Source organism: Caldithrix sp., assembly GCF_056497305.1.
Map to the genome: position 1 here is coordinate 16989 of NZ_JBSMDE010000215.1, position 20777 is coordinate 37765.

At 43.4% G+C, this 20777-nt stretch carries 18 protein-coding genes; 10 read left to right on the forward strand and 8 right to left on the reverse strand.

Translation table 11 applies throughout. The features are described 5' to 3' along the window. Positions 1-3: 3 nt before the first annotated feature. From ACWB0I_RS17595 to ACWB0I_RS17625, 7 genes are all read right to left on the reverse strand, one after another. A complete protein-coding gene (locus ACWB0I_RS17595) occupies positions 4-942 on the reverse strand; it encodes a hypothetical protein (RefSeq protein WP_479389396.1) in 939 nt (312 codons plus the stop codon). Between the two features lie 26 nt (positions 943-968). Continuing rightward, on the reverse strand, positions 969-1625 hold the full coding sequence (locus ACWB0I_RS17600) for a prepilin-type N-terminal cleavage/methylation domain-containing protein (RefSeq protein WP_479389397.1): 657 nt from the start codon (positions 1623-1625) through the stop codon (positions 969-971). Positions 1626-1681: 56 nt separating this feature from the next. Further along, positions 1682-2110, reverse strand: a complete 429-nt coding sequence (locus ACWB0I_RS17605) for a type IV pilus modification PilV family protein (protein ID WP_479389398.1) — start codon at positions 2108-2110, stop codon at positions 1682-1684. Between the two features lie 63 nt (positions 2111-2173). After that, positions 2174-2518 carry a type II secretion system protein gene (locus tag ACWB0I_RS17610; protein WP_479389399.1) on the reverse strand — a complete coding sequence of 115 codons (345 nt, stop codon included), beginning with the start codon at positions 2516-2518 and terminating at the stop codon, positions 2174-2176. Positions 2519-2576: 58 nt separating this feature from the next. Further along, positions 2577-3776, reverse strand: a complete 1200-nt coding sequence (locus ACWB0I_RS17615) for a type II secretion system F family protein (RefSeq protein ID WP_479389400.1) — start codon at positions 3774-3776, stop codon at positions 2577-2579. Between the two features lie 19 nt (positions 3777-3795). Continuing rightward, positions 3796-4563 (reverse strand): prepilin peptidase, encoded by a 768-nt coding sequence (locus ACWB0I_RS17620; RefSeq protein WP_479389401.1) that lies wholly within the window; start codon positions 4561-4563, stop codon positions 3796-3798. A gap of 4 nt (positions 4564-4567) precedes the next feature. Beyond that, positions 4568-7108, reverse strand: coding sequence for an ATPase, T2SS/T4P/T4SS family (locus tag ACWB0I_RS17625; protein WP_479389402.1), 2541 nt, complete (start codon positions 7106-7108; stop codon positions 4568-4570). A 2122-nt stretch (positions 7109-9230) separates the two neighbouring features. Here ACWB0I_RS17625 and greA point away from each other — a divergent pair. The 9 genes from greA to ACWB0I_RS17670 all read left to right on the forward strand — a co-directional run bounded on the left by greA (position 9231) and on the right by ACWB0I_RS17670 (position 18296). Then, positions 9231-9701 carry a transcription elongation factor GreA gene (gene greA, locus ACWB0I_RS17630; protein WP_479389403.1) on the forward strand — a complete coding sequence of 157 codons (471 nt, stop codon included), beginning with the start codon at positions 9231-9233 and terminating at the stop codon, positions 9699-9701. Between the two features lie 65 nt (positions 9702-9766). Then, positions 9767-10462: a PspC domain-containing protein gene (locus ACWB0I_RS17635; RefSeq protein ID WP_479389404.1), complete on the forward strand. Its 696-nt coding sequence runs from the start codon at positions 9767-9769 to the stop codon at positions 10460-10462. A gap of 1 nt (position 10463) precedes the next feature. After that, positions 10464-11024 (forward strand): hypothetical protein, encoded by a 561-nt coding sequence (locus ACWB0I_RS17640; protein ID WP_479389405.1) that lies wholly within the window; start codon positions 10464-10466, stop codon positions 11022-11024. 92 nt (positions 11025-11116) lie between these two features. Further along, entirely contained in the window at positions 11117-12379 is a 1263-nt protein-coding gene (gene aroA, locus ACWB0I_RS17645; RefSeq protein ID WP_479389406.1) for a 3-phosphoshikimate 1-carboxyvinyltransferase, read from the forward strand. Positions 12380-12385: 6 nt separating this feature from the next. After that, positions 12386-13225 (forward strand): shikimate dehydrogenase, encoded by an 840-nt coding sequence (gene aroE / locus ACWB0I_RS17650; RefSeq protein WP_479389407.1) that lies wholly within the window; start codon positions 12386-12388, stop codon positions 13223-13225. A gap of 363 nt (positions 13226-13588) precedes the next feature. After that, positions 13589-13990 (forward strand): QcrA and Rieske domain-containing protein, encoded by a 402-nt coding sequence (locus ACWB0I_RS17655; protein ID WP_479389408.1) that lies wholly within the window; start codon positions 13589-13591, stop codon positions 13988-13990. Positions 13991-13996: 6 nt separating this feature from the next. Continuing rightward, positions 13997-14884: a hypothetical protein gene (locus tag ACWB0I_RS17660; protein WP_479389409.1), complete on the forward strand. Its 888-nt coding sequence runs from the start codon at positions 13997-13999 to the stop codon at positions 14882-14884. Continuing rightward, positions 14866-16665, forward strand: coding sequence for a hypothetical protein (locus ACWB0I_RS17665; RefSeq protein WP_479389410.1), 1800 nt, complete (start codon positions 14866-14868; stop codon positions 16663-16665). The genes ACWB0I_RS17660 and ACWB0I_RS17665 overlap by 19 nt, the downstream gene beginning before the upstream one ends. Next, positions 16662-18296, forward strand: a complete 1635-nt coding sequence (locus tag ACWB0I_RS17670) for a cytochrome c3 family protein (protein ID WP_479389411.1) — start codon at positions 16662-16664, stop codon at positions 18294-18296. Before ACWB0I_RS17665 ends, ACWB0I_RS17670 begins: the two co-directional genes overlap by 4 nt. A gap of 719 nt (positions 18297-19015) precedes the next feature. Here the strand turns inward: ACWB0I_RS17670 and ACWB0I_RS17675 are convergent. Beyond that, positions 19016-20005 carry a hypothetical protein gene (locus ACWB0I_RS17675; protein WP_479389412.1) on the reverse strand — a complete coding sequence of 330 codons (990 nt, stop codon included), beginning with the start codon at positions 20003-20005 and terminating at the stop codon, positions 19016-19018. Between the two features lie 492 nt (positions 20006-20497). Here ACWB0I_RS17675 and ACWB0I_RS17680 point away from each other — a divergent pair, with 492 nt between their 5' ends. Further along, positions 20498-20764: a hypothetical protein gene (locus ACWB0I_RS17680; protein ID WP_479389413.1), complete on the forward strand. Its 267-nt coding sequence runs from the start codon at positions 20498-20500 to the stop codon at positions 20762-20764. Positions 20765-20777 lie beyond the last annotated feature (13 nt).

Consider the following 20777-nt stretch of genomic DNA (forward strand, 5'->3'; position numbering starts at 1 on the left):
TATTCAGTAAATTTGTAACTGCCCAGCTTGGTAAATTAAAGGTCCGCCATTTACAGAATATTTTAAGAAGTTAACGATTTTAGGACGGTGATAATACACTCTAAACCTAAAAGGCCAGAATGGTTTTGTCGTCCCAATGACATCTCCATCGGTCATAATTCCGCCGTAAAGAGCACGCCATAAAAATTGCCATTCACATAGAAAGCGACTGTTCGGATTAAATTGGTACATAACTCCACTTGTTACACCAAATATTAACCAGCTCGATTTGATTCGAATATTGCCGCCAACAGCAAAGTTACCCACATTAATCCAATTAAAGGCTCCAAATGTTAAATTTCGCCCCACATAAGCCACGTCTTTCATAAAACTAAATATATGGCTAATGTATAAGTCTTTGGGATAATATTGATTTGGTTTAGCCCTCTGTATTAACTCCTCCTGGTCAAATAAAGGGAAATATTTTGCATGTTCTTTGTATCTATTGAATGGAACAACACGAACATACTTAATATCTCCGGTAGCATAAACGGCATATTGAGAAACGTCAATGTATTTAACGCTTTTTTCGAGTACCTTTGCATAATTAGCACTATAACCAATTGCTCTGATCTTAATTTTATTGGGATAGATAATTTTTAGTTTTATAACACAATGGGTCCCATTTCCTGTTTTTATATCCTCTTGATAATTATTCAAAGGGAATAGATAGGTGCTTTTTACGGCATGCTCATTAATTGCACGCATGGCATATTCAATGCCCGATTCCGCAGCGTATTGGGCTCGTTTTTGATTAATTTCCACGATTTGCATCCGAGCCTCAGCAGCCAGCAAAATAAGCAGGCTGGTGACAATTAACCCAACAAAAATCAGAAAAATGAGCAGCCCGATTAAAATGACGCCTTCCTGTTTTCTTTTAATATGGTTCAGTTTTATTTTCATAGTAGACCAAACCAATTTAATTTTGTTTAACCGTGTTTGTGTTTCTTCCCGTGATGCTCTTTACTCTTTTCATCTTCATCTTTTTCGTCATCATCATCTTTTTCTTTATCTTTTTCCTTATCTTTCTTTTCTTTATTTACTATGCTATCATTCCATCTATTGCGCAAAAAAAATGTATCTTCCACCTCTCTTTTTTTGCCATTCACCTCAAAAACCAAACGAACCTTTATGTAAGCTACATCTTTTTTATTTTTAGTGGATTGCGATTGGGCATCTAAAAATGTAAAAGGTGGCTCTTTCAATCCTGAGGCCAGTTGTTCCCATTTTTGTGAATTTTGCTTTCTGCGCAGGGTCCCATCGTTGTACATATATAAAATCTTATTCCCCTGGATATCTCGAAAAAAAATTTTCCGCCCACCTTTCGCAAATTTTGAAATGTTCAGAATATTGTCAGGATCGATCTGAGAAAAATCTTCGCGCATAATTCGTAATGCATTGCGTAATTCCCACCTTTTGGAAAGCTCGGCAGATAATGTTCTAAATGTACCTGCATTTAATAGGATGACCCCATAGGCAATAGAAGAAATAGTACCAATAATGATCAGTACAACAATCATTTCAATTAATGAAAATCCTTTTTCGTTATGAAGCGTCCTATTTGCAGACATTTTCAGAACTTTCATTTTCTTCTTCCCGAAGTGTACTGATTTAGTAAAAATAATCAATATTGAGAAAAGGATTATTTTTCTTCATAATACTTTGTTAAACGAACAGAAAGTTCAATCGGTTGTTTTAAATTTGGATGAGAAACAGTAACGATTATTTCCCAGCAATCAATTTGCCCTTTACCCCACTTGCTTAGTTTTTGAACTGTCACTTTCCTCACATAGCCGTCTTCCAGAGACTCAGTTTTGGCAAAATCATCAATCGATTTATACCAGTCCCAATTGAGCGATTTAAAGCCAATAATCTCCTCAATTTTGCTTTCGGCCAGATATTGCGCCTTTTGTGAATGAATAAACTGTGTTGCTTTAACGGTCGCCATCCCGGCCAGGCTAAATATAGCGGGAAATATCACCCCGATTAACACCAGGGCTACGATCAATTCAATTAATGTTAATCCGGACTCATTACGGTATATTTTCCTCGTCCAATACATGCTATTCATCCCACCATTAAAAAAAACCGGAGGACTATATGGAAAAGCCCTCCGGTATTTAATGATGTGAGCCTATTTAATCACAAGCGCACCGCTCGAGCTCACGGCCACACTAAAATTGCTGCCATCATGTTTTTTAGGCACATTGCCATCCGTAAAGAAAGAACCGGGATTGGCCTTGTAATCGGTAACCGCTTTTTTCAGAGTATAGGTTGGATCGGCCATAACTTTATTTGCAAAATACATCATAATGGCCGCCTCGATGGCTTTGGCATTGGCTTGATCGCGTGTAACATTGGCATTTTTGGTCAAATCCATATACCGCGGAACGGCAATGGCTGCCAGAACACCTAAAATTACAATGACGACAACCAATTCGATTAAGGTGAAACCTTTTTGATTTCTTAAGGCACGCATTTTTGTACCTCCTTTGTTAATGGGACATTTAGTTAATTGGTCCAATAATTTTTATCAGTTACATAATATTCATCATTTCCCACATGGGTAAGAATAGGGCTAGCGCTAATAATAAGACCATACCACCCAACACCACCGTTATAATGGGCTCGATAAGAGAACTCATGTTTTCCACCATCTCGCTTACTTCCTCCTCGTAAAAATTGGAAACGCTTAGCAGCATATCGTCTAATGAGCCCGATTTTTCCCCAATGGAAACCATGTCAATCAACAGTTCGGGAAAATGTCCGGCCTTACGCATCCCATCTGCCAGACTCTCTCCCTTGATAATACTATCGTATAGCCTTTCGATTACTTTAGCGTAAAACTTATTTCCTATCGATTGTTGGATGATTTCCAGAGTTTCGGTAATATTTACTCCGGTTCGATTCATGGTATAGAACAAACGCGCAAACCGCGCAATAATAACCTTCTGCAAAAAATCGCCCATTATGGGAATTTTTAATAATTTTTCATCCAGCCAATAACGGCCTTTTGGTTTACGAAAGAAATAAATGGCCAACCCCACGGAAATAACCAAAAATATGAATGTAAAAAGGCCATATCTGGTCAATAAATCATACACGCCTAATAATATTCTCGTGGGCAATGGTAAAGTATGCCCGGTCCCTTCAAACATAGGAATAAAATTGGGAATTACAGTGGTCACAAAGACAAAGAACGCTCCAATCAGGCCGATCACCACAAACATGGGATAGCGGAAGGCTTTTTTGACATCGGAACGCATCTTCAGGTCTTTTTCCATATATTGATACATGTATTGCAAAGCATCTTCCAGGGTCCCGCTAATCTCCCCAACACGAATGGAATTAATGTATATTCCAGAAAAGATTTTCGGAAATTGACTTAATGCATCTGAAAATTTACTTCCCTGTTCAATATCTCTTTTGATGGTATCAATTATTTGCTTAAAATTTTCATCTTTTGTCTGGTCCTTAACCGTTTGAAGGGCCAACAATATGGGGATCCCAGCCCGAAGCATGGTACTTAATTGTTTGGTAAACAACAACACTGCATCGTCTTTTACAGATAGCTTTATCTTTTTTTTGCCTTCTTTCGATTCTACTTTAGCGATGGAAACGGGCACCATGCTTAATTCGTTTAGCTGACGCACCACCTCTTCTTCATTAGAAGCCAGAATGGTGCTTTCGATTAATTTACCTTCTGCATTATAGGCCTTATATTTAAAGTTCGGCATTCTTTTTGTCCTCAATTGTTTAACTGATTAAGTGTATGTACCATTGAATAATATTCTGGCCGTAAAAAAGATAGATAAGAAATCCTAACGCAAAGAACGGGCCCATGGGAATCAAACGGGGAGAGTCTCCTTTTTTGAATACCCATAAAAGAACAATAAAGATAAAGGCCATAATAAATCCAAAATAGAGAGCAATCAAAATGTGTTGCCAGCCCAGATAAAATCCGGCCACAAAAGAGAGCTTTACATCCCCCATACCCAGCGCTTCTTTTTTAAATATTTTTTCTCCAACAATTGCAATGAGCCACATACTTGCTCCTCCAAATAATGCGCCGAAGGCCGCATCTGTAAAGGGGACAATCTCTCCTAAAAGATTTATAATTAGACCAATAAGGAACATGGGCAATAATAACCGATTTAAGAGGAGTCGGGTCCTCAAATCAATGATGCCTAACACAATCAGGAAATAAGAAAAAATCAGGTAGAAGAAAAACGAAAATGTTAGTCCATATATCTTAAATAAAGCTAAAGTAATGACAGCGGTAAACAATTCAACCAGCGGATATTGTAATGATATGTTATTTTTGCAATAACGGCATTGCCCTTTTAACATAATGAAAGAAATCAGGGGGATGTTATCATACCAGGCTATGGGCTGCCCACACCGCGGACATTTTGATCTACTCCAGAAGATGGATTCCTTTTTGGGGATCCTGACGATACAAACATTTAAAAAACTTCCGACAGCCATTCCTGCTAAAAATACAAGCAGATCGAAAGACCACATCTTTTTACACACTTACCATATTTTGTTTTTTTACACTCTGACCTACTCCCCGCCCCAGATGGCGTTGAATCCTGGCAATGAGCAGATTCATGTTTATTGGTTTGGTAATAAAATCATCGGCACCAAATTCAAATCCTTTTAATTCATTTTCTGTGCCGTTCAGACTGGTAATAATCAATACCGGAACATTTTCTGTTTTGGGATTACCTCGTAAATGCTGCAAAAATTCAAAGCCATTCATGTTGGGCATCATCAGGTCTAATAAAATAATGTCAGGCACCTTTTCTTCAATTTTATCCAGGGCAATAAAACCATCTTCGGCTTCACGCACTTTCCAGCCTTTTTGCCTCTCAAGCATGCGTTTTAATAGCATCCGTGTTACAGCGTAATCTTCGACCACGAGAATATCTACAGCGGTCGGAGGTGTTTCCTTTTCCATTTCTCCCAGGCGACGCGCCGGCATGGAGGTTCTTTTTGCTTTGGACGCCCCCTTTTCTATTTTTTGTTGATCTTCTTGTTTGGCGGTTCTGGATTCTTTCTTGATTTCTTTGGCTAACTTTTTTATCTCCTCTAAGGGATTCTCTATGGCTTTGTGCTTAGGCTTAGGTTTAGGAGACGCCGGCCTTTCGATTCTTTCTTCCGATGCGCTTTTTGTTTTAACGGCAGGTTCTTCTTCATCCAGCTTAAGGGCATCATCCACAACCGGAGACTCGGTGGCCGGTGCAGATGTTTTCTCAGGTTCCTTTTCAGATTCTTTCACAAATCCGTCATCCATCTTGAGCACATCTTCATCCGTTTCCTGGGGTAATGCCCTTTCCTTTTTGATTTTGGGTATGGGGGCTTTTTTTCTGATCGCACTCACATCAGGTTGAATCACGCGCAACAATTCCTGATAGTCGGTAATGCCTTCAGCAACCAGAGACAATCCATCTTCAAACAGATTTCGAAAGCCATTGGCACGAGCAATTCTTCGCAACTCGATTAAAGGCGCTTTGCGGTACAGGGCATCTTTTAATTCTTGATTGAGTAATAGAATTTCATAAACGCCAATTCTACCTTTATATCCTGTGTAATTACATTTTGAACAACCATTGGCCTGAAAAACCTGATAATCATCACAACCTAAATTTTTAAACCAATTAATGAGTTTAGGGTCTAATAGCTTAAGTTCGACCGTTTTTTTGCAATTTGTACATAATCGCCTTACAAGGCGTTGAGCAATAATAGCCTGCAGCGACTCAGCCACTTTAGTCTCATCGACTCCCATGTCAGCCAGACGAGTTATTGTGCCAAAAGTATCGTTAGTATGCAGTGTGCTTAACACCAGGTGTCCGGTTAAGGCGGCCTGGATGGCAATTTCTGCCGTCTCGCCATCGCGAATCTCGCCAACCAAAATCACATCTGGATCCTGACGCAAAAAGGAGCGTAAAGCCGAGGCAAAGGTGATGCCTGCTTTTTCATTTACCTGAACCTGATTTATCCCTTCAAAGACGTATTCAATAGGGTCTTCTACCGTTAAGATATTGGTCGCCGATGAACGTAATTTATTAATGGCCGCATAGAGGGTAGTACTCTTACCAGACCCTGTCGGTCCGGTGACCAGAATCATGCCCTGCCTTACCGAAAACACCTTTTCCAACTGTTGCAAATTGTGGCCGCGAATCCCTAACTGTTCAAAAGAGACCATCGCTTTTCGCCTATCCAGCAGACGAATAACCACTTTTTCTCCATAACTGGTAGGTAAAATAGAGACGCGTAAGTCGATATCGGCATCATCCACAAAAATTTTGGTCTTGCCATCCTGGGGTTTACGCGTTTCGGCTATGTTTAAATCGGAAATCACTTTAATACGGCTGACAATTTGGGCATGCAATGTTTTGGGGAGTTCCATAATGGTGTGCATCACCCCATCAATGCGCAACCTGACCACAACCTCTTTTTCGCCAGCTTCGATATGAATATCGCTGGCATCATTGGCAACCGCTTCGGCAAATATCTGATTAACTAACTTGACAACCCCTTTTTCCTCAACATCTTCTTCTCCGGCAACTCTAACTTTTAATTGTTTGCCCTCGCCTCCTACCAGATTATCAATAATCTCATCCGGTGAAAAATATTCCTTGATTTTGCGCTGAACTTGTTCTAAAAGAGCAAAGTATGTTTTTACATATTTGCCTGTAATAAATTCCAGCTCCTTTTCTGCTTCTAAATTGTAGGGATTGAAACAGGCAATATGCACTTCCTGTTTTGTCTGTCGAAATGGAAAAACTTGATGCTTTTGACAAACCTCTTTCGGAATATTTTCCAAAACCTTGGGATCGATCTTCACATTATCCAGATCGATCACCGGTATCTGTAAAGCTTCTTCGATAAATGTGATCAAATCTTCCTTGTGTAAATAATTGTTTTTTATTAAGACATCAAAAAAATATTTTTCTGAAGCAAAACGAGTGGCCAGTTCATCATACAGATCCTGATCAATAATTTGATAATACAATAATGCTTTTACCAACCAATCATCTTCAAAAACATGTTTATGCGACATTACCATTTTTCGTTTCCTGATTTAGGTTCAAATTTTATCAAATAATATTATCGTAAACATTTGCAGAATCATTAATTTAATGAATCAGAAATTTGCCAATATGCCAGTTTCACTCTTAACTGAAGTACCTGGATAAATTCTACATTTAAGAAGGTCAGGCGGAAGGAAAATCAGTGCAAAAATTACCAAGCACCAGGAAGGCCCTAATGTAACAAGGAATATTTTTCAAGTCGACCTGTCCTGCAAACGCAACTATTTTTAGCGGTCAGCGGAGCGGTACAGAATGCTTTCTTCAGAAGATGTAATGTAATTTCGTGCGAAAATTTTTGTATTGAAGATCCTACCCCCCCAGCCCCCTTCCCTTCTTTTAATAAAGGGAAGGGGGAGCAAATTGTGCAGCTTTGCTGAGTTTTCGCCTTATATGTCAATAAATTTTTTTTTCGAAATCTTTGTGCTCTCTGCGGTTAATTTTGGTTGAGGCTATGCTGCCTTAGATTTGGATTTAAACAAATGTCGGCGGGATAGCAATTTAAGGAATGTTTAAAACAAACACAGAGGAAATTGAGAAGTGTAAACCGTTGAAACGGTTTCCTATTTCGTCCTTACAGGACGATCCATGTTTTTTGTGTTTTTGTTTTACCCACCGATGACGCGGTGGGCTACAAACATTTCGTCCCTACGGGACTTTAACGTGGGATACTGAAACATGCAAGAATCTGTGTATTAAGGAAAATCGATTCCGTTCTTAGTCATTATTTTTATTGGCTCTATCGAGCCAACGCGACTCTGGAGAGTCGCGCTACAGGTTGCAAAAATTTTTGTGCTGTGTGAGGAAGTAAAACCGTTTAATTGTTGATTTATTGAATGGTTGAATGAACATCGGGCCGACATTCCTAATTCCTATTGGTAGTAAATAGGGCCATAATAAGAAATATGCAACATAGTTGGAAAGCTTTCCAACATAAGCCTTCCCCCTCTCCCAGACTTTTATTCTGGGAGAGGGGGATTGAGGGGGGGAGGGCAAACCTTCTCTGCCCGTCCCCGAAGATCGGGATTTCCGCTTCGCTCCAACCGGTTGCGCCTGCCAGACGGGTGCTATCTGTGGTTTTTAAAGGTTGCAGCTTTGCCGCCTCAGAAGATCATCATCTTCCATATTTTAGAATACTTCCTTCAAAACTTATAATCCCGCTTAGCGGGATGCGAAAATTCTTGTGCTGCATTCTTACTAAGCTTTCCCAAAAGTTAAAGTAGATGAACATTTAGAAATCAAATTTTACAAAGCAAAGATTTAAACTCCCCCTTCCCTTTTTTTAAAGGGAAGGGGGCCGGGGGGATGGGTTTTAAAACAAAAGCTCGCCATAAATGCTTCGCCCGTAAAAAGTCGCGGACTGAAGCACGATTTACATTGCTCTTTCGAATGGTCTGCCAATGTAAGGGATTCTCAGAATGACATGCCGGCACGGTTCCTCACCGCCTGGGCATAACTTGCCCTTTCACGAAATAATTCGTAATTCGTAATTTTTAATTTTTAATTTAAAAAATTCCCTGTGCTCTCTGTGGTTGTTTAAATCCCCAAGGAAGTTTTTTGGTTGCGGCTTTGCTGCCTTAGATCTTTTAAAGGAAGTATTCTAAAAATATGAATCTTTCCCTGGGGCAGTGTGTCAGGATATGTTCCTTTATCTGTAGATCGATGCCTTTTGAAAAACCGGTTTAAAAAAGACTTGAAATGAGCAGCTCTCTTTATTAGGTTTGGAAAGAATAAATATGGTGTAATGTAGAATGAAACAATCTGCCATGAATTCATCTAATAAAGAAAAAAATTGAAATGAACTGTTTCGATTACGAGAATAAAGCAAAATTACTGTAAATTGATCCGGAAAAAAATGAATCTATTTTATTTTAAACAATTTGAAAAAAACAAATTCAATGCTGATCGCTTTTTGCAGAGCGGCGCATCTAAACATAGAGCCAAAGAAGATGGGTTCCTGTCAGGTAAAAGCGTTTAATTGACGCTGCACATCCTTTGCCTTTGTGGTAAAGGAGTGTGCCTCAGGATGTTTACAGGGAAACTATGGTTTCCCTTTCTTTTTCTAAAGCCAGAAACTTAATGAAAGGAGTAACTTTGAGTTACGTTTACTTAACAAAAGAGGGTCTTGATAAATTAAAAAAGGAGTTGCACGAACTAAAATACAAAATTCGTCCGCAGATCTCGCAAAAAGTAGCCACGGCTCGCGAACATGGCGATTTAAAAGAGAATGCGGAATATCATGCCGCCCGCGAAGAATTGGCCATGGTCGAAAGCCGGGTAAAAGAATTAGAAAGTAAAATTTCCCGGGCCCAGGTGATCAGCGAAGATGAAGTGGGGACAGACACCGTTTCCATCCTGAACACGGTTAAGTTGCTGGACCTTAAGAAAAATCGGGAAATAACCTACACCCTGGTTTCCGCTGAAGAGGCCGATTTTAGAAAAAATAAAATTTCAGTTGTGTCACCGGTGGGCAAGGCCTTGCTGGGGAAAAAGGTCGGCGATGAAGTTGAAATTCAGGTGCCGGCCGGAACGTTAAAATATAAAATCCTTTCCATTAGTATTTAATTGGCCATGCAACCTTCGGGTTGATTTTACGTCTTAAAAAGGTAAAGATTAACCTGGAGGTTTTAATGCAAGAATCAATGAACACACAAGGAACCCCCCCAAAGAGGCTGTATCGTTCGCGGCTGAACCGAATGATTGGCGGAGTCTGCGGTGGATTAGCCGAATATGCCAAAGTCGATCCGGTTATTTTCCGAATTCTTTTTGTGGTCCTGGGTTTAATGGGCGGCCTGGGGATTGGCCTGTATTTAGTGGGGTTGATCATTATTCCGGAAAATCCGAATCAGCCGCGGTTAGTCAAAAAGCGAAGTGATAAAGACCATTCTATTTTTTGGGGATCACTGCTCATCATTATCGGCCTTGTTCTCCTGATGTACCAGATGAATTTTATCCCCCCCATACATATCTGGGCTTTGCCCTGGACTATGGTGTGGGCGTTGCTTTTGATCGGGCTTGGCGTGTTTTTGACCTTGAAAAGCAGTGAACAAAAACCGGGGCCAACGGCCCAGGCGGAGGAGTTTTATCAGGCCCCTGAGTCCGAAAAGGGCTCTTTTAATGAGGCGAAGACAAAAACGCTTTTCCGGTCCAGGAAAGATCGCATGATCGCCGGCGTTTGCGGAGGGCTGGCAGAATATTTTGACATGGATCCCACCATTGTACGACTGCTGTACGTGCTTCTGACTTTCTTTTCTAAGGGCCTGGGAATTTTGGCTTACATTATTTTGATTTTTGCCGTGCCAGAAGAAAAAGAAGATGAGGTGTAATATGAATCAACAGCGTTTTGTGGGACTGTTGCTCGTCCTGGCCGGAGGACTGCTGTTAGTCCACCAGATAGGATGGCTGGAGATCAGCGGGAAAAATTTTATTGGCGTTCTGTCCATTTTAATCGGATTTTCATTTTTACGAAAGGCTTTTCAACGCCCGGATCGTCGCGGTGTTCTGGGAGGAACATTTTTTACAGTGTTTGGCCTGTTTTTGCTCATTGGAGTCGTGCCGAACGCTCCGTTCCCCAGAGCCTTGCTGCTGGCCAGCATCTTCATTGCTCTGGCCGTTGCCAATCTGGTTAATTTTTGGGCCACACACTGGCGTCGAAACATGAATCTTTTCATGTTCTTCTTTTTTGGGGCCATTGGTACTTCCATATTGCTGGTTTACTATGATATCCTTGATGTCTGGCAATTTGAAGAAGTGGTTTCTACCTACTGGCCGGTGGTCCTTATTGTGCTGGGATTCATGATTCTGATCGACAGCCTTGTGCAAAAGAAGGAGCGACTGGAACAAGAGGAACCTAAAGATATCGTTCCTCATAACGATGAAGAAGCTTAAGTCTTCCTCCTGTGTAAGCTCAATTCGATTTTGACTATTGCGCTTTTTTTCATATTTTCCTCAAAATTAAACATGATTGAGGAAAAGATTTCATGCCAAAACTAAAGGGTACGGTTCAGTTGCCTGGTGATAAGTCGATCTCTCATCGGGCTGCTTTGTTTTCTGCCTTAAAAACAGGTACTACTTATTTTGAAAATTTCAATTTTAATCGGGATTGCCAGGCGACTCTGGCCTGTTTAGAGGCATTGGGCGTTGAAATTTCCAGTTACAACCAACAAAAGGTTAAAATTACAGGAAAAACTTTGCACCATTGGCGCAAACCCGCTCATGACCTCAATGCCCTCAACTCAGGTACTACCGCCCGCTTGCTCAGCGCTTTGCTGGCTAATCTTCCGCTTTCAACGCGATTGATTGGCGATGCTTCCTTATCCAGAAGGCCCATGAAACGCATTATCGAACCCTTGAAACAAATGGGCGCCAATATCCGCTCCAATGATGGTTTTTTACCTTTAACATTCATTCCAGTTCCGCAGCTACAGGGCATTGAGTACACCTTGCCTGTGGCCAGCGCGCAGGTTAAATCGGCCGTACTGCTGGCGGGCTTGTTTGCCGAAGGACGAACCAGAGTCATCGAAACCCTTCCCTCGCGTGACCACACAGAACGGTTGTTAAAGTTGCCCATCGAGACGGATGCGCAGGGCAGAAAGATCATTTCCAGTGAGAAGGGCTGGCCCATACCCGACCTTTCCATGCGCATTCCCGGGGATTTTTCTTCGGCTGCCTTTTTTATTACCGGCGCCTTGTTGTTGAAAGATTCTGAGCTGGTGATTCAAAATGTCTCCTTAAATCCCACACGGATTGGTTTTCTTGAAGTTCTAAAACGAATGGGCGCCAGGCTGGAAGTCGTTCAGAAGCAAGAGGAGCCGGAACCGGCCGGCGACATTGTGGCACGCCCGCAATCCTTGCACAATCTTGAAATCCCCCGCCAGCTAATCCCCAACATTATTGATGAAATCCCCATTTTAAGCATTTTAGCAGCCCGTTCCCAGGGCACTTTTATTTTGCATCATGCTGCTGAACTGCGCTTTAAAGAATCGGATCGTATTAAAGCCATTGTTCAGAATCTGCGGGCCATTGGCGTGGATGTTGAGGAATTTGAAGACGGCTTCCAGCTTATTGGACCGCAGCCCTTTAAAGGCGGAAAAATTACCACCTTTGGCGACCACCGCATTGCCATGTCGTTTACGATTGCCAGTCTGCTGAGCGAGAAGCCTATTGAAGTGGATGATCCGGATTGTGTGGCAGTATCATTTCCCTCTTTTTATGAAATTCTGAAAAATGTGGTAAAAGGGTAGGAAATCGTGCTAAAATTTGCTATCATTGGTTACCCTCTGGGACATTCGTTTTCGCCGCTGATTCACAATCGCGCTTTCCAGGATCTGCAGATCGCTGCCCGTTATGATAGAATTGAAATGGAGCCAAATGCGTTTGCGGAACAGATTAAAAGCGGGAAACTCAGTGAACTGGCTGGTTTCAATGTGACCATCCCCTTTAAAGAACGCATCATCCCATTCTTGACTCATCTGTCCGGCGAGAGCGAAATCATTGGCGCCGTTAATACCGTGAAAAAAACAGGCGACCAGTGGCATGGATTTAACACAGACTGGCAGGGCTTTTTGAAACCGCTTGAAAAAGGGCTCTCTGAATTTAAATCTGCATTGTTATTGGGAGCCGGCGGAGCGGCCCGCGGAGTATTTTACGCTTTGCTCCAACTGCCGAAATTGCAGCGCTTGGTTGTTGTCAACCGTACTCCAGCAAGAGCAAAAGCGCTGGTCGAGCACTTTCAAAAGTTAATTTTCACAAATGTTTCCATCCTGAATTTTGAAGATTTAGCCCAGAGCCCACAATCTTTTGATCTAATCGTTAATACAACCCCGGTTGGCATGAAAGGCAATGAACAGAGCACGATCATCGATCTGGAAAGCCTGGTCCATCCTGGCACCTTTGTTTACGATTTAGTGTACAATCCATTGAAAACGGGGTTGTTGCAAAGAGCGGAACAGATGGGGTTAAGGACTTTAAATGGCCTGCCCATGTTGATCTACCAGGCGGAGGCTGCTTTTAAAATATGGACCGGTCAGTACTTTCCTGAGAAAACCAGAAAGTACTTGTTTCGGGAATTACCGGCTATGATTAAGTGACAGGAGGGGAAGAGCCTTAACTCCCTGGCCTTATTACACGCAATGCGGGCGAGTGGGAATTCGGTCTATCTGTGTAAGTTTCGAGCTGAAGCTCGAGTTACGTTGCGCCTGAGAATTGTCTGTAGGTGTAAGGGATTCTTCCTCCCGCTGAAGCGGGATCAGAATGACATGCGGCACAAGCCTTCACTGCCTGAGGAAACTTGCCCCTTCGCAAATTAATTCGTAATTCGTAATTTTTAATTTTTAATTAAAATTAATTCTTACTGCCCTTTGCGGTTTTTTAAAGTTTGCGGCTATGCTGCCTTAGGAAACCTGTGCTGACATTTATTTGATGAAAAAGCAAGGATTAGCTACATTTCTGGCATGAATGGTTACGAATTTAAACAGAGCAGGCGTCTGGCCCTGAAGATTATTTCGGTTGCTATTGTGGGATTGGTTGCCACACTCATTTCCCGCTTCACTAAATTTTTGGAGCCCAGAAAGCGGAAGAAACAAATCTCCAGTACTGCTCTAAGGAAAGACGTAACGGTGGATGCGGATGTTTTTATTGTTAAGCAGGAAGAGGGGCGCTTGGAGGTTTTTTCCCGCACCTGTCCGCATTTAGGCTGTAAAATCAAATACGAACAACATGGGGAACGATTTGTCTGTCCCTGCCACGGCAGTCAGTTTACCCTGCAGGGGCGCTATGTAAGGGGGCCAGCTAAAAAAGATTTAACCCAATTGCCGTTTCAGATTAAAGAGAAACAGCTCATCATCAGCTTGTAGGAGATCATGAATTACGAACAACTTTTTCGTAGCCGCTACTGGCTGCCCAAATTGGGAGAGATTACCTTAAGCAGTTTGTTGATTGCCTTGATCAGTGGCATATTGCTCATACCTGGCTTCCAGTCTATGTCCCAACCTTTTAAAAGTGTCAGCAGCATTGTAAACAGTGGTGTGTTCGGTCATTTCCTGCACAGTTGTCATGCCTATGCCGGTGATTTATTTTTACTCACCCTCCTTTTGCACGCTGTGGAATACCTGCTTAAGCGCGCCTTTTTAACCTATCACAGGAAGAGCTGGTTGTGGCTGGTGCTGTTACTGGTTGTGGGATTGCTGGTCGTTTTCAGCGGATTCTTAAGTTTAGGTAATTTGGAAAGCCAGGATGCCAGCAATATTTTTCTTCACATCCTAAACGGGTTTGGAGAAGTGGGCCAGGCCATATGGCGCTTTTTGCTTTTGAGCGCGCAACAGCATTCGGTCAGTACTATTTTATTGCACCATGCCTCCACATTTTCGCTTTTAGCGCTTGTTCTCACTTACATCCATCTGCAACGTTTGAAGGCAGACAGCTACGCTTTTTACTACACATTAATCTTAATTGCCCTAATGGCGGTTCTGTTTCCTGCGGGGATTGGCAGTCATCCCCAGGCAGAATTAGCGGTCGTAAAAGGTCCGTGGTATTTTAGAGGATTGCAGGAGATGCTGGCCTGGCTGCCTGCATGGCTGGCAGGAGTGGTTTTCCCATTGAGTCTGTTAGGGCTGCTGGCCGCCCTGCCTGTGTGGCCCCACAAACAACGCTGGTTGCTGCTTGGATTGCTCGTTTTATTTTGTTTTTATTTAGTGGAAACCGTGATTGCTACGTTTTTTAGGGGAGCAGGATGGCAATTAAACGTCTGATCAAATTTAATCTGCCTTTGATCCTGGCCAGCACATTTTTGAGTTTGCTGATTATTGTCGCCATCCTGGACTGGTCCCGCCCATTTAACTCGCGGCCATTAGCCGATCAATGCCTAACCTGTCATGCTGATGTCCGGGATATGAGTGCAGCGCATCCCAATCAGGTGTTGGGCTGTGCCAGTTGTCATCTGGGAAATCCTCTTGTAGCCGATGAAAAAATAGCCCATCAGGGAATGGTTAAAAATCCTTCCAATTTACATTGGATCAACAAAACCTGCGGGCAGAGCGGTTGTCATCCGCAATGGGCCAAGCGCGTTAAACGTTCGATCATGACGACCAATGCCGGCCTGGCGGCAGCGACCCTTTTCCAGTGGCAGGAAAAAACAACGCCGGATGATTCGACCCTTGAAATTAGCGCCCTGCCCGACACCTCGCTGGCCACTTCGCACTTGAGAAAGATGTGTGCCGGTTGTCATGTCAATAAACCGACCGGAGATTTACCCGGCGAATTCGGACAACGCGGCGGGGGCTGCAATGATTGTCATCTGGTGCAAAACGATTCCACGCAGCATCCTGTTTTAAGTACGCAAATGGAGATTGCCGTCTGCGAAAAATGCCACAACCGGTCCGACAGAACGGCATTGACCTATCAGGGCAAGTTTGAATCGGAAGGTTACGGCACTCCCTTTCAACGGGGCGGCTTATCAGATCAGACCCTTTCCGGAAATCGCTATTATTACCATATTACCCCCGATGTCCATTTTGAGGCCGGAATGGTCTGCATCGATTGCCATCCGGCAGAAGATGTCATGGGCGATGGAAAACGCCATTCGCACCTTGAATATCAGGTTCACATCCGTTGTGAAACCTGCCATCAGGCCCAAATGGCCAGACCGCAGGCCGATCATGAAGTCTGGAAAATGATCCGGAGTAATCAGCATTTATTGGTCCCGTCCGATTCTTTGCTGGTCAGGGTAAACAGCAATGTCTTTTTAAGTAATGTAATCCAGAAAGAAAATAAAATCTGGTTGATTCGTAAACGCGATGGCAAAATGATTCCTGTACCTCAAAACGGCCAGAAGGATGACTGCAATTTATCCGGCCACAATCGTTTAACCTGTCAGGGCTGCCACTCTGCCTACACTCCCCAGTGTTACGGCTGCCACGATGTGTACGATCCGCGTCAGAAGCAATTGGACAAAGTTTCGCTTAAAGAGACTAAAGGCCGCTGGCAGGAAGGGCGTTCCTACCTGCGTTTTGAAGAGCCTACACTGGGCCTCGATCAAAGTGGGCGCATTATGCCTTTTGCTCCGGGTTGTCAGGTCTATTTAACCGTGCTTAATGAGAAAGGAGGGGTGGAAAAACAAGCGCAATATTTAACCATGGCGCCGTTTGATCCTCATTCTACACGCTTAAAGACTCCTTCTTGTGAACATTGCCATTTTTCAGGGAAACGATTGGGCCTGGGCCAGGGAAGCATGACGGTGCAACGAGGGCAGATTAAGATGGAGAATCTTTACGATGCCGCCCGGGCCGGCCTGGGAAAATATGCATTGGAACAAATGGTCCGATCCGATGGCCAGCCCGTACAAACCATGTCGCGCCTGAAAGCCAGGCCGTTTAATCTTGCGGAAATGAAAAAAATTGTGGGCGTCAGTTTTTGCCTCACCTGTCATGACCAGGCGCACGATGCGATCTTTAAAAACTTCGGAATCAGTTTGCAACGCTTTAAAAAGGATGAAACCCTGCCCTGTAAACGTTCTATTGGGGAGCGGGAATGAAGGTAGCTGGTATCTTTCTGATCATCGTGCTGGTTTTTCAACAGACATCGGCTGCTGAAAACACCTGCCAGAGTTGCCACCAGCAGGCGCAGAGCAATTGTAATTTAACCTGCCAGGATTGTCATCTGTCACCAAAGGCCCATTTCAGGCCAGCGGTAAAAGATCACCCAGCGATTATTAAAAACCCTTCCATAGAGGCGTGGTGGCAGGAAAAATGCCTGACCTGCCATGAGGTACAAATCCATTCGTTTAAGAACAGCCTGCATTACAGCTCTGCAGGCATCATCGATCAAACGCGCTTTTTGTTTGGTAAGAATAGGGCTTTACTGCAAACTGGCCCAGAGACCTGGAAAGAGCTAAGAGCGGTACGCTCCTTTACCAAACCAGATGCCAGGAGTGTGGTTGACCATTTGTTGGCTTCAAAATGTATGGCCTGCCATTTCGAGGCCGATCAGCGTCGTGACGTACCCGGTCGCAAGCATGCAGCCGGCTGTGCCGCCTGCCATGTTGCATTGGATCAACAAACTGGCAAAGCGCTGCACGGCCACCGCTTTCAGAAAAGCGTGGAAGACCAGGTGTGTTTAACCTGCCACAGCGGAAATCGTGTGGGAGCAGATTATTACGGCTACTTTGAACGCGATTACCACCGGCAATACGCCGAGCCCTTTGGCACTCAACCTCAATTTGGCACTTACCAACACCATTTGCGGAGCGATGTGCACCAGCAGGCCGGTTTACACTGCACCGACTGCCATCGGGAGCATGTACCGCACAAAAAAGCTTTACAATATGAAGGTCAAATGCCGCAGGTTCGCTGTCAGGATTGCCATGGGGGATTCGCCGGACAGGGGGCTTCAGAAAATGAAAAGCGTAAACCTACCGTTTCAGCAAATGTCAGGCGCCTGGCCAAGCCGTTTGACCGGCAGGTCATTGCGCATCGGGACTTTCATCGAAATGTGCGCTGTTCGGCCTGCCATGCCCAATGGTCTTTCCAGGACTACGGGCTGCATCTGTTTTTAGATCAGAGTAGGGATTATGAGTTGTGGGAAGATTACCTCTGGCAGGGAGATGGCGAACTGCTGCAATTTTTGCAACAGGCTTTACGTCTGCCGAAAATGCGCCGGCCCAAAGCCGTTTCCCTGAATAAGCTCTCGGGGCAAAAAATGGCCGGCCTGTGGTTTATGGCCTGGACCTTCCGACGCTGGGAGGTGCCTGTTTTAGGGCGCGATACCAGGGGGAAAGTAAGCATCATCCGGCCGCTCTACCAATACAGAATAACCTTGGTGGATTCTTTAAATCAAGTTTGGCTCGATTCCCAAATACCCCGACGGCAGGATGGGAAGATAGGCTGGAACTGGGATGCCTACGTGCCCCATACCATTGGTCAAAAGGGAAGGGATTGCCTGAGCTGTCATCTCAATCCCAAGGCAGTGGGGCAGGGCATTAAAAATAATTCGGAAGAAGAGAACGCCCAGCCCATTACCCAACCAACAGAATTGATTTTGCCCCATAGCTGCTTACTCAATGACCTTGAACAAAAGCGCTTATTACACAAAAGCCCGCTTTACAAAACCTGGCGTGCGCGACAGTTATGGCAAAATGGAATTTTTAAACTGTTAAATGAACAATAGCCTCCGGTAAGTTTTGCTAAAACAAGAGGGATTGATTCGACTTAACCACTCTAAAAAAAAATTTCTATTTACAATGCTTTTCTTAAAAGATCTATCCTGCCACAGCGGGATGCGAAAATTTTTATGCCGTTTGAGGAATTAAAACTGTTGGATGATTAAATGGTTTAATTATTGAATGGCCCGTCCTTCGGCCGGATAAACCTGTCCGGCTGGATAGCCGTCCAGACGGGCCTGTCCCCGAAGATCGGGATTTTCGCTTAGCTTCATGCGCCTGCGCCTTGTTCGTTCTCACTCCTGGTCCCTCCTCCCCGAAAATTGGGGCAAGGGGAAGATTGTGCCTGCCAGGGGAGGTCTCGAGCTGAAGCTCGAGTTACGTTGCGCCTGTGAATTCTCTGTAGGTGTAAGGAATTATTCCTCCCCCCGATAAATCGGGAGATTCAGAATGACATGCCGGCACGTGCTCTCACCGCCCGGGCAGCATTTGACTTAACACAAAATAATTCGTAATTCGTAATTTTTAATTTTTAATTAAAATTGCTCTTTGCTATTTTTTATAGGTTGTGGCTTTGTCACCTTAGATTCTGAAACATTACGCCTCTGCGCTCCTGTTGAATTTTTGGCGCCTACTTTGGTGAATGATCGATTTTAGCCATCCTGTTCTGTAAGCAAATCCTCAACAAAAAATTAAAAGGCGCCACGTGAAGTGGCGCCCCTTTGACTTAGAAGACCATGACCTCTTCTTTTTCTGTTTTGGCAAAAATGCCCATTGGATTGTTGCCCAGCAGGTAGGGGTCTTCTACGTACAACGCCAGACGGAAATCCTGTTTTAAATGAGGATTAACGATCTGCCGTGGCATGCCAATCGGCTGAACCATATTGGGCAGCTCCTGAATGTCCAGTTCAAATAAGCCTTTGTCTGTAGCCAGGATCGTCCGCGTGTGGTTAAAGCTAACGGATTTAATGTGTTTTACTTCATCGCTGACCGGATGTACGTTGCGCATATCGCCCCAGATATCGAACTGGTAGATCAAGTTGCCGATGGTAGCCAGGAAGGTCTCTTCGGAATTGGGTACCTTACTGAGTAAATCGATCCGGCCCAGTCTGTTAATGTCCTCCATCAGAGTAACTTCAATGGTGACATCGTCTTTTTCTAATAGGGTTGGCGTAAGGTGACCCTGGACCACTTTATTGTCCGGAGTCAAACCGATCGTCCGGTCGCCTAAAATAATCAGATTGTGGATTTTAATTTTCTCTTCTCTTAGGTGCACATTGTTTAAGATGTTGTACTTCTCGTTGTCCAGCGAAACAATGCAGTTCCAGTCTTCTTTGTTCGAAACCGTTTCCAGGTAGCGGCGGGCCCGAACGCCATTACGTAGCGTCGTGCTGATTCCTTTAAGCAAGCGGAACAGGTTTTTGTCTTTGCACATCTCGCGTACTCTCTTTTCGTCGCCACGCGTTCTCAAATGTAAAAGATTAGGGCCAATCCATTCAATAGAATGGAAATAAACGTCTGCATCTTTTTCCAGTCCTTCAATGACATTTATTTCTCCCAATACCGGAGCTGTAAACAGAGTCTGACAGATGAATTTCTTGTTCTTGTAGAAAAGAGCTACGCCTCGTGCCGTTTCGTCAATAATTTGCGGATCCAATTCTGTTGGAATGATGGTGGTTTGTAAGTAAACCTGCTGTTTGTTTTGAAGACTCTTCATGGATCTTCTCCCTGTTTTTAGTTACACTGAAATTTTTGTTTTAAATGAATTCTTAAAAACTAAATGATTAATGCTTCCAGCGTAAACGAAATTAAGGAGAAGAAATCCTTACGATTAAAAAAACAGACGGTTGGATTGAGTTTTGAGCGGCTCAGGAAGGCTTTTCGTATCTTTGGGCTCCCCCCTTTCTTGAGCATCGTACATCTCATGTTAATATCATTTATTTTTGATTCTTATTTTTTCCGGATGTTACAAAAAAGAATTGCGTAAGTGCGAATTTTTAATTTCCAAAATGTTAAACGATGAAAATTATTGGAATCTGTAGAATATTCTGCACCTTGTTGATTAATATTCTTCAGTCAATTTAATCCGCACGTGTGTAAGCATTTTTTGCATCAATGTAATGCCTTAAAAAACAAGAAAATAGCGATGACTTAAAATAGTTGGCACAAAATTCGCCAATAAGGAGACAACCAACGAGGAGAACATAATATGAGTGATAAGAAAATTTTGTGGATTACACTGGTCCTGCTGGCCGGTGTGGGTAGTATTGTGTTTTTCCCATTTCTTTTTGAGGGAAATTCTACCTGCTTGTTCCATTATTTAATCCATAAGGATCAAGGTGTGCATCCGGGAGCCGGAGGCGAGATTGTACGCTACTATGTAAGCCATTTCGGTTATTTCTGGTGGGGGAGCCTGTTTTTAGCTTCCCTGGCCATCTACCATTTAGTGAAAGCAAAAAAGAAAAAGATCAATTAAAAGAGGGGAACAA

Excerpts from the sequence above, each read along its gene's own strand:
- ACWB0I_RS17595 (WP_479389396.1), bottom strand. The coding sequence starts at position 942 with ATGAAAATAAAACTGAACCATATTAAAAGAAAACAGGAAGGCGTCATT.
- ACWB0I_RS17600 (WP_479389397.1), bottom strand. The coding sequence starts at position 1,625 with ATGAAAGTTCTGAAAATGTCTGCAAATAGGACGCTTCATAACGAAAAA.
- ACWB0I_RS17605 (WP_479389398.1), bottom strand. The coding sequence starts at position 2,110 with ATGAATAGCATGTATTGGACGAGGAAAATATACCGTAATGAGTCCGGA.
- ACWB0I_RS17610 (WP_479389399.1), bottom strand. The coding sequence starts at position 2,518 with ATGCGTGCCTTAAGAAATCAAAAAGGTTTCACCTTAATCGAATTGGTT.
- ACWB0I_RS17615 (WP_479389400.1), bottom strand. The coding sequence starts at position 3,776 with ATGCCGAACTTTAAATATAAGGCCTATAATGCAGAAGGTAAATTAATC.
- ACWB0I_RS17620 (WP_479389401.1), bottom strand. The coding sequence starts at position 4,563 with ATGTGGTCTTTCGATCTGCTTGTATTTTTAGCAGGAATGGCTGTCGGA.
- ACWB0I_RS17625 (WP_479389402.1), bottom strand. The coding sequence starts at position 7,108 with ATGTCGCATAAACATGTTTTTGAAGATGATTGGTTGGTAAAAGCATTA.
- ACWB0I_RS17635 (WP_479389404.1), top strand. The coding sequence starts at position 9,767 with ATGCAAGAATCAATGAACACACAAGGAACCCCCCCAAAGAGGCTGTAT.
- ACWB0I_RS17640 (WP_479389405.1), top strand. The coding sequence starts at position 10,464 with ATGAATCAACAGCGTTTTGTGGGACTGTTGCTCGTCCTGGCCGGAGGA.
- aroA (WP_479389406.1), top strand. The coding sequence starts at position 11,117 with ATGCCAAAACTAAAGGGTACGGTTCAGTTGCCTGGTGATAAGTCGATC.
- ACWB0I_RS17655 (WP_479389408.1), top strand. The coding sequence starts at position 13,589 with ATGAATGGTTACGAATTTAAACAGAGCAGGCGTCTGGCCCTGAAGATT.
- ACWB0I_RS17660 (WP_479389409.1), top strand. The coding sequence starts at position 13,997 with ATGAATTACGAACAACTTTTTCGTAGCCGCTACTGGCTGCCCAAATTG.
- ACWB0I_RS17665 (WP_479389410.1), top strand. The coding sequence starts at position 14,866 with ATGGCAATTAAACGTCTGATCAAATTTAATCTGCCTTTGATCCTGGCC.
- ACWB0I_RS17670 (WP_479389411.1), top strand. The coding sequence starts at position 16,662 with ATGAAGGTAGCTGGTATCTTTCTGATCATCGTGCTGGTTTTTCAACAG.
- ACWB0I_RS17675 (WP_479389412.1), bottom strand. The coding sequence starts at position 20,005 with ATGAAGAGTCTTCAAAACAAACAGCAGGTTTACTTACAAACCACCATC.
- ACWB0I_RS17680 (WP_479389413.1), top strand. The coding sequence starts at position 20,498 with ATGAGTGATAAGAAAATTTTGTGGATTACACTGGTCCTGCTGGCCGGT.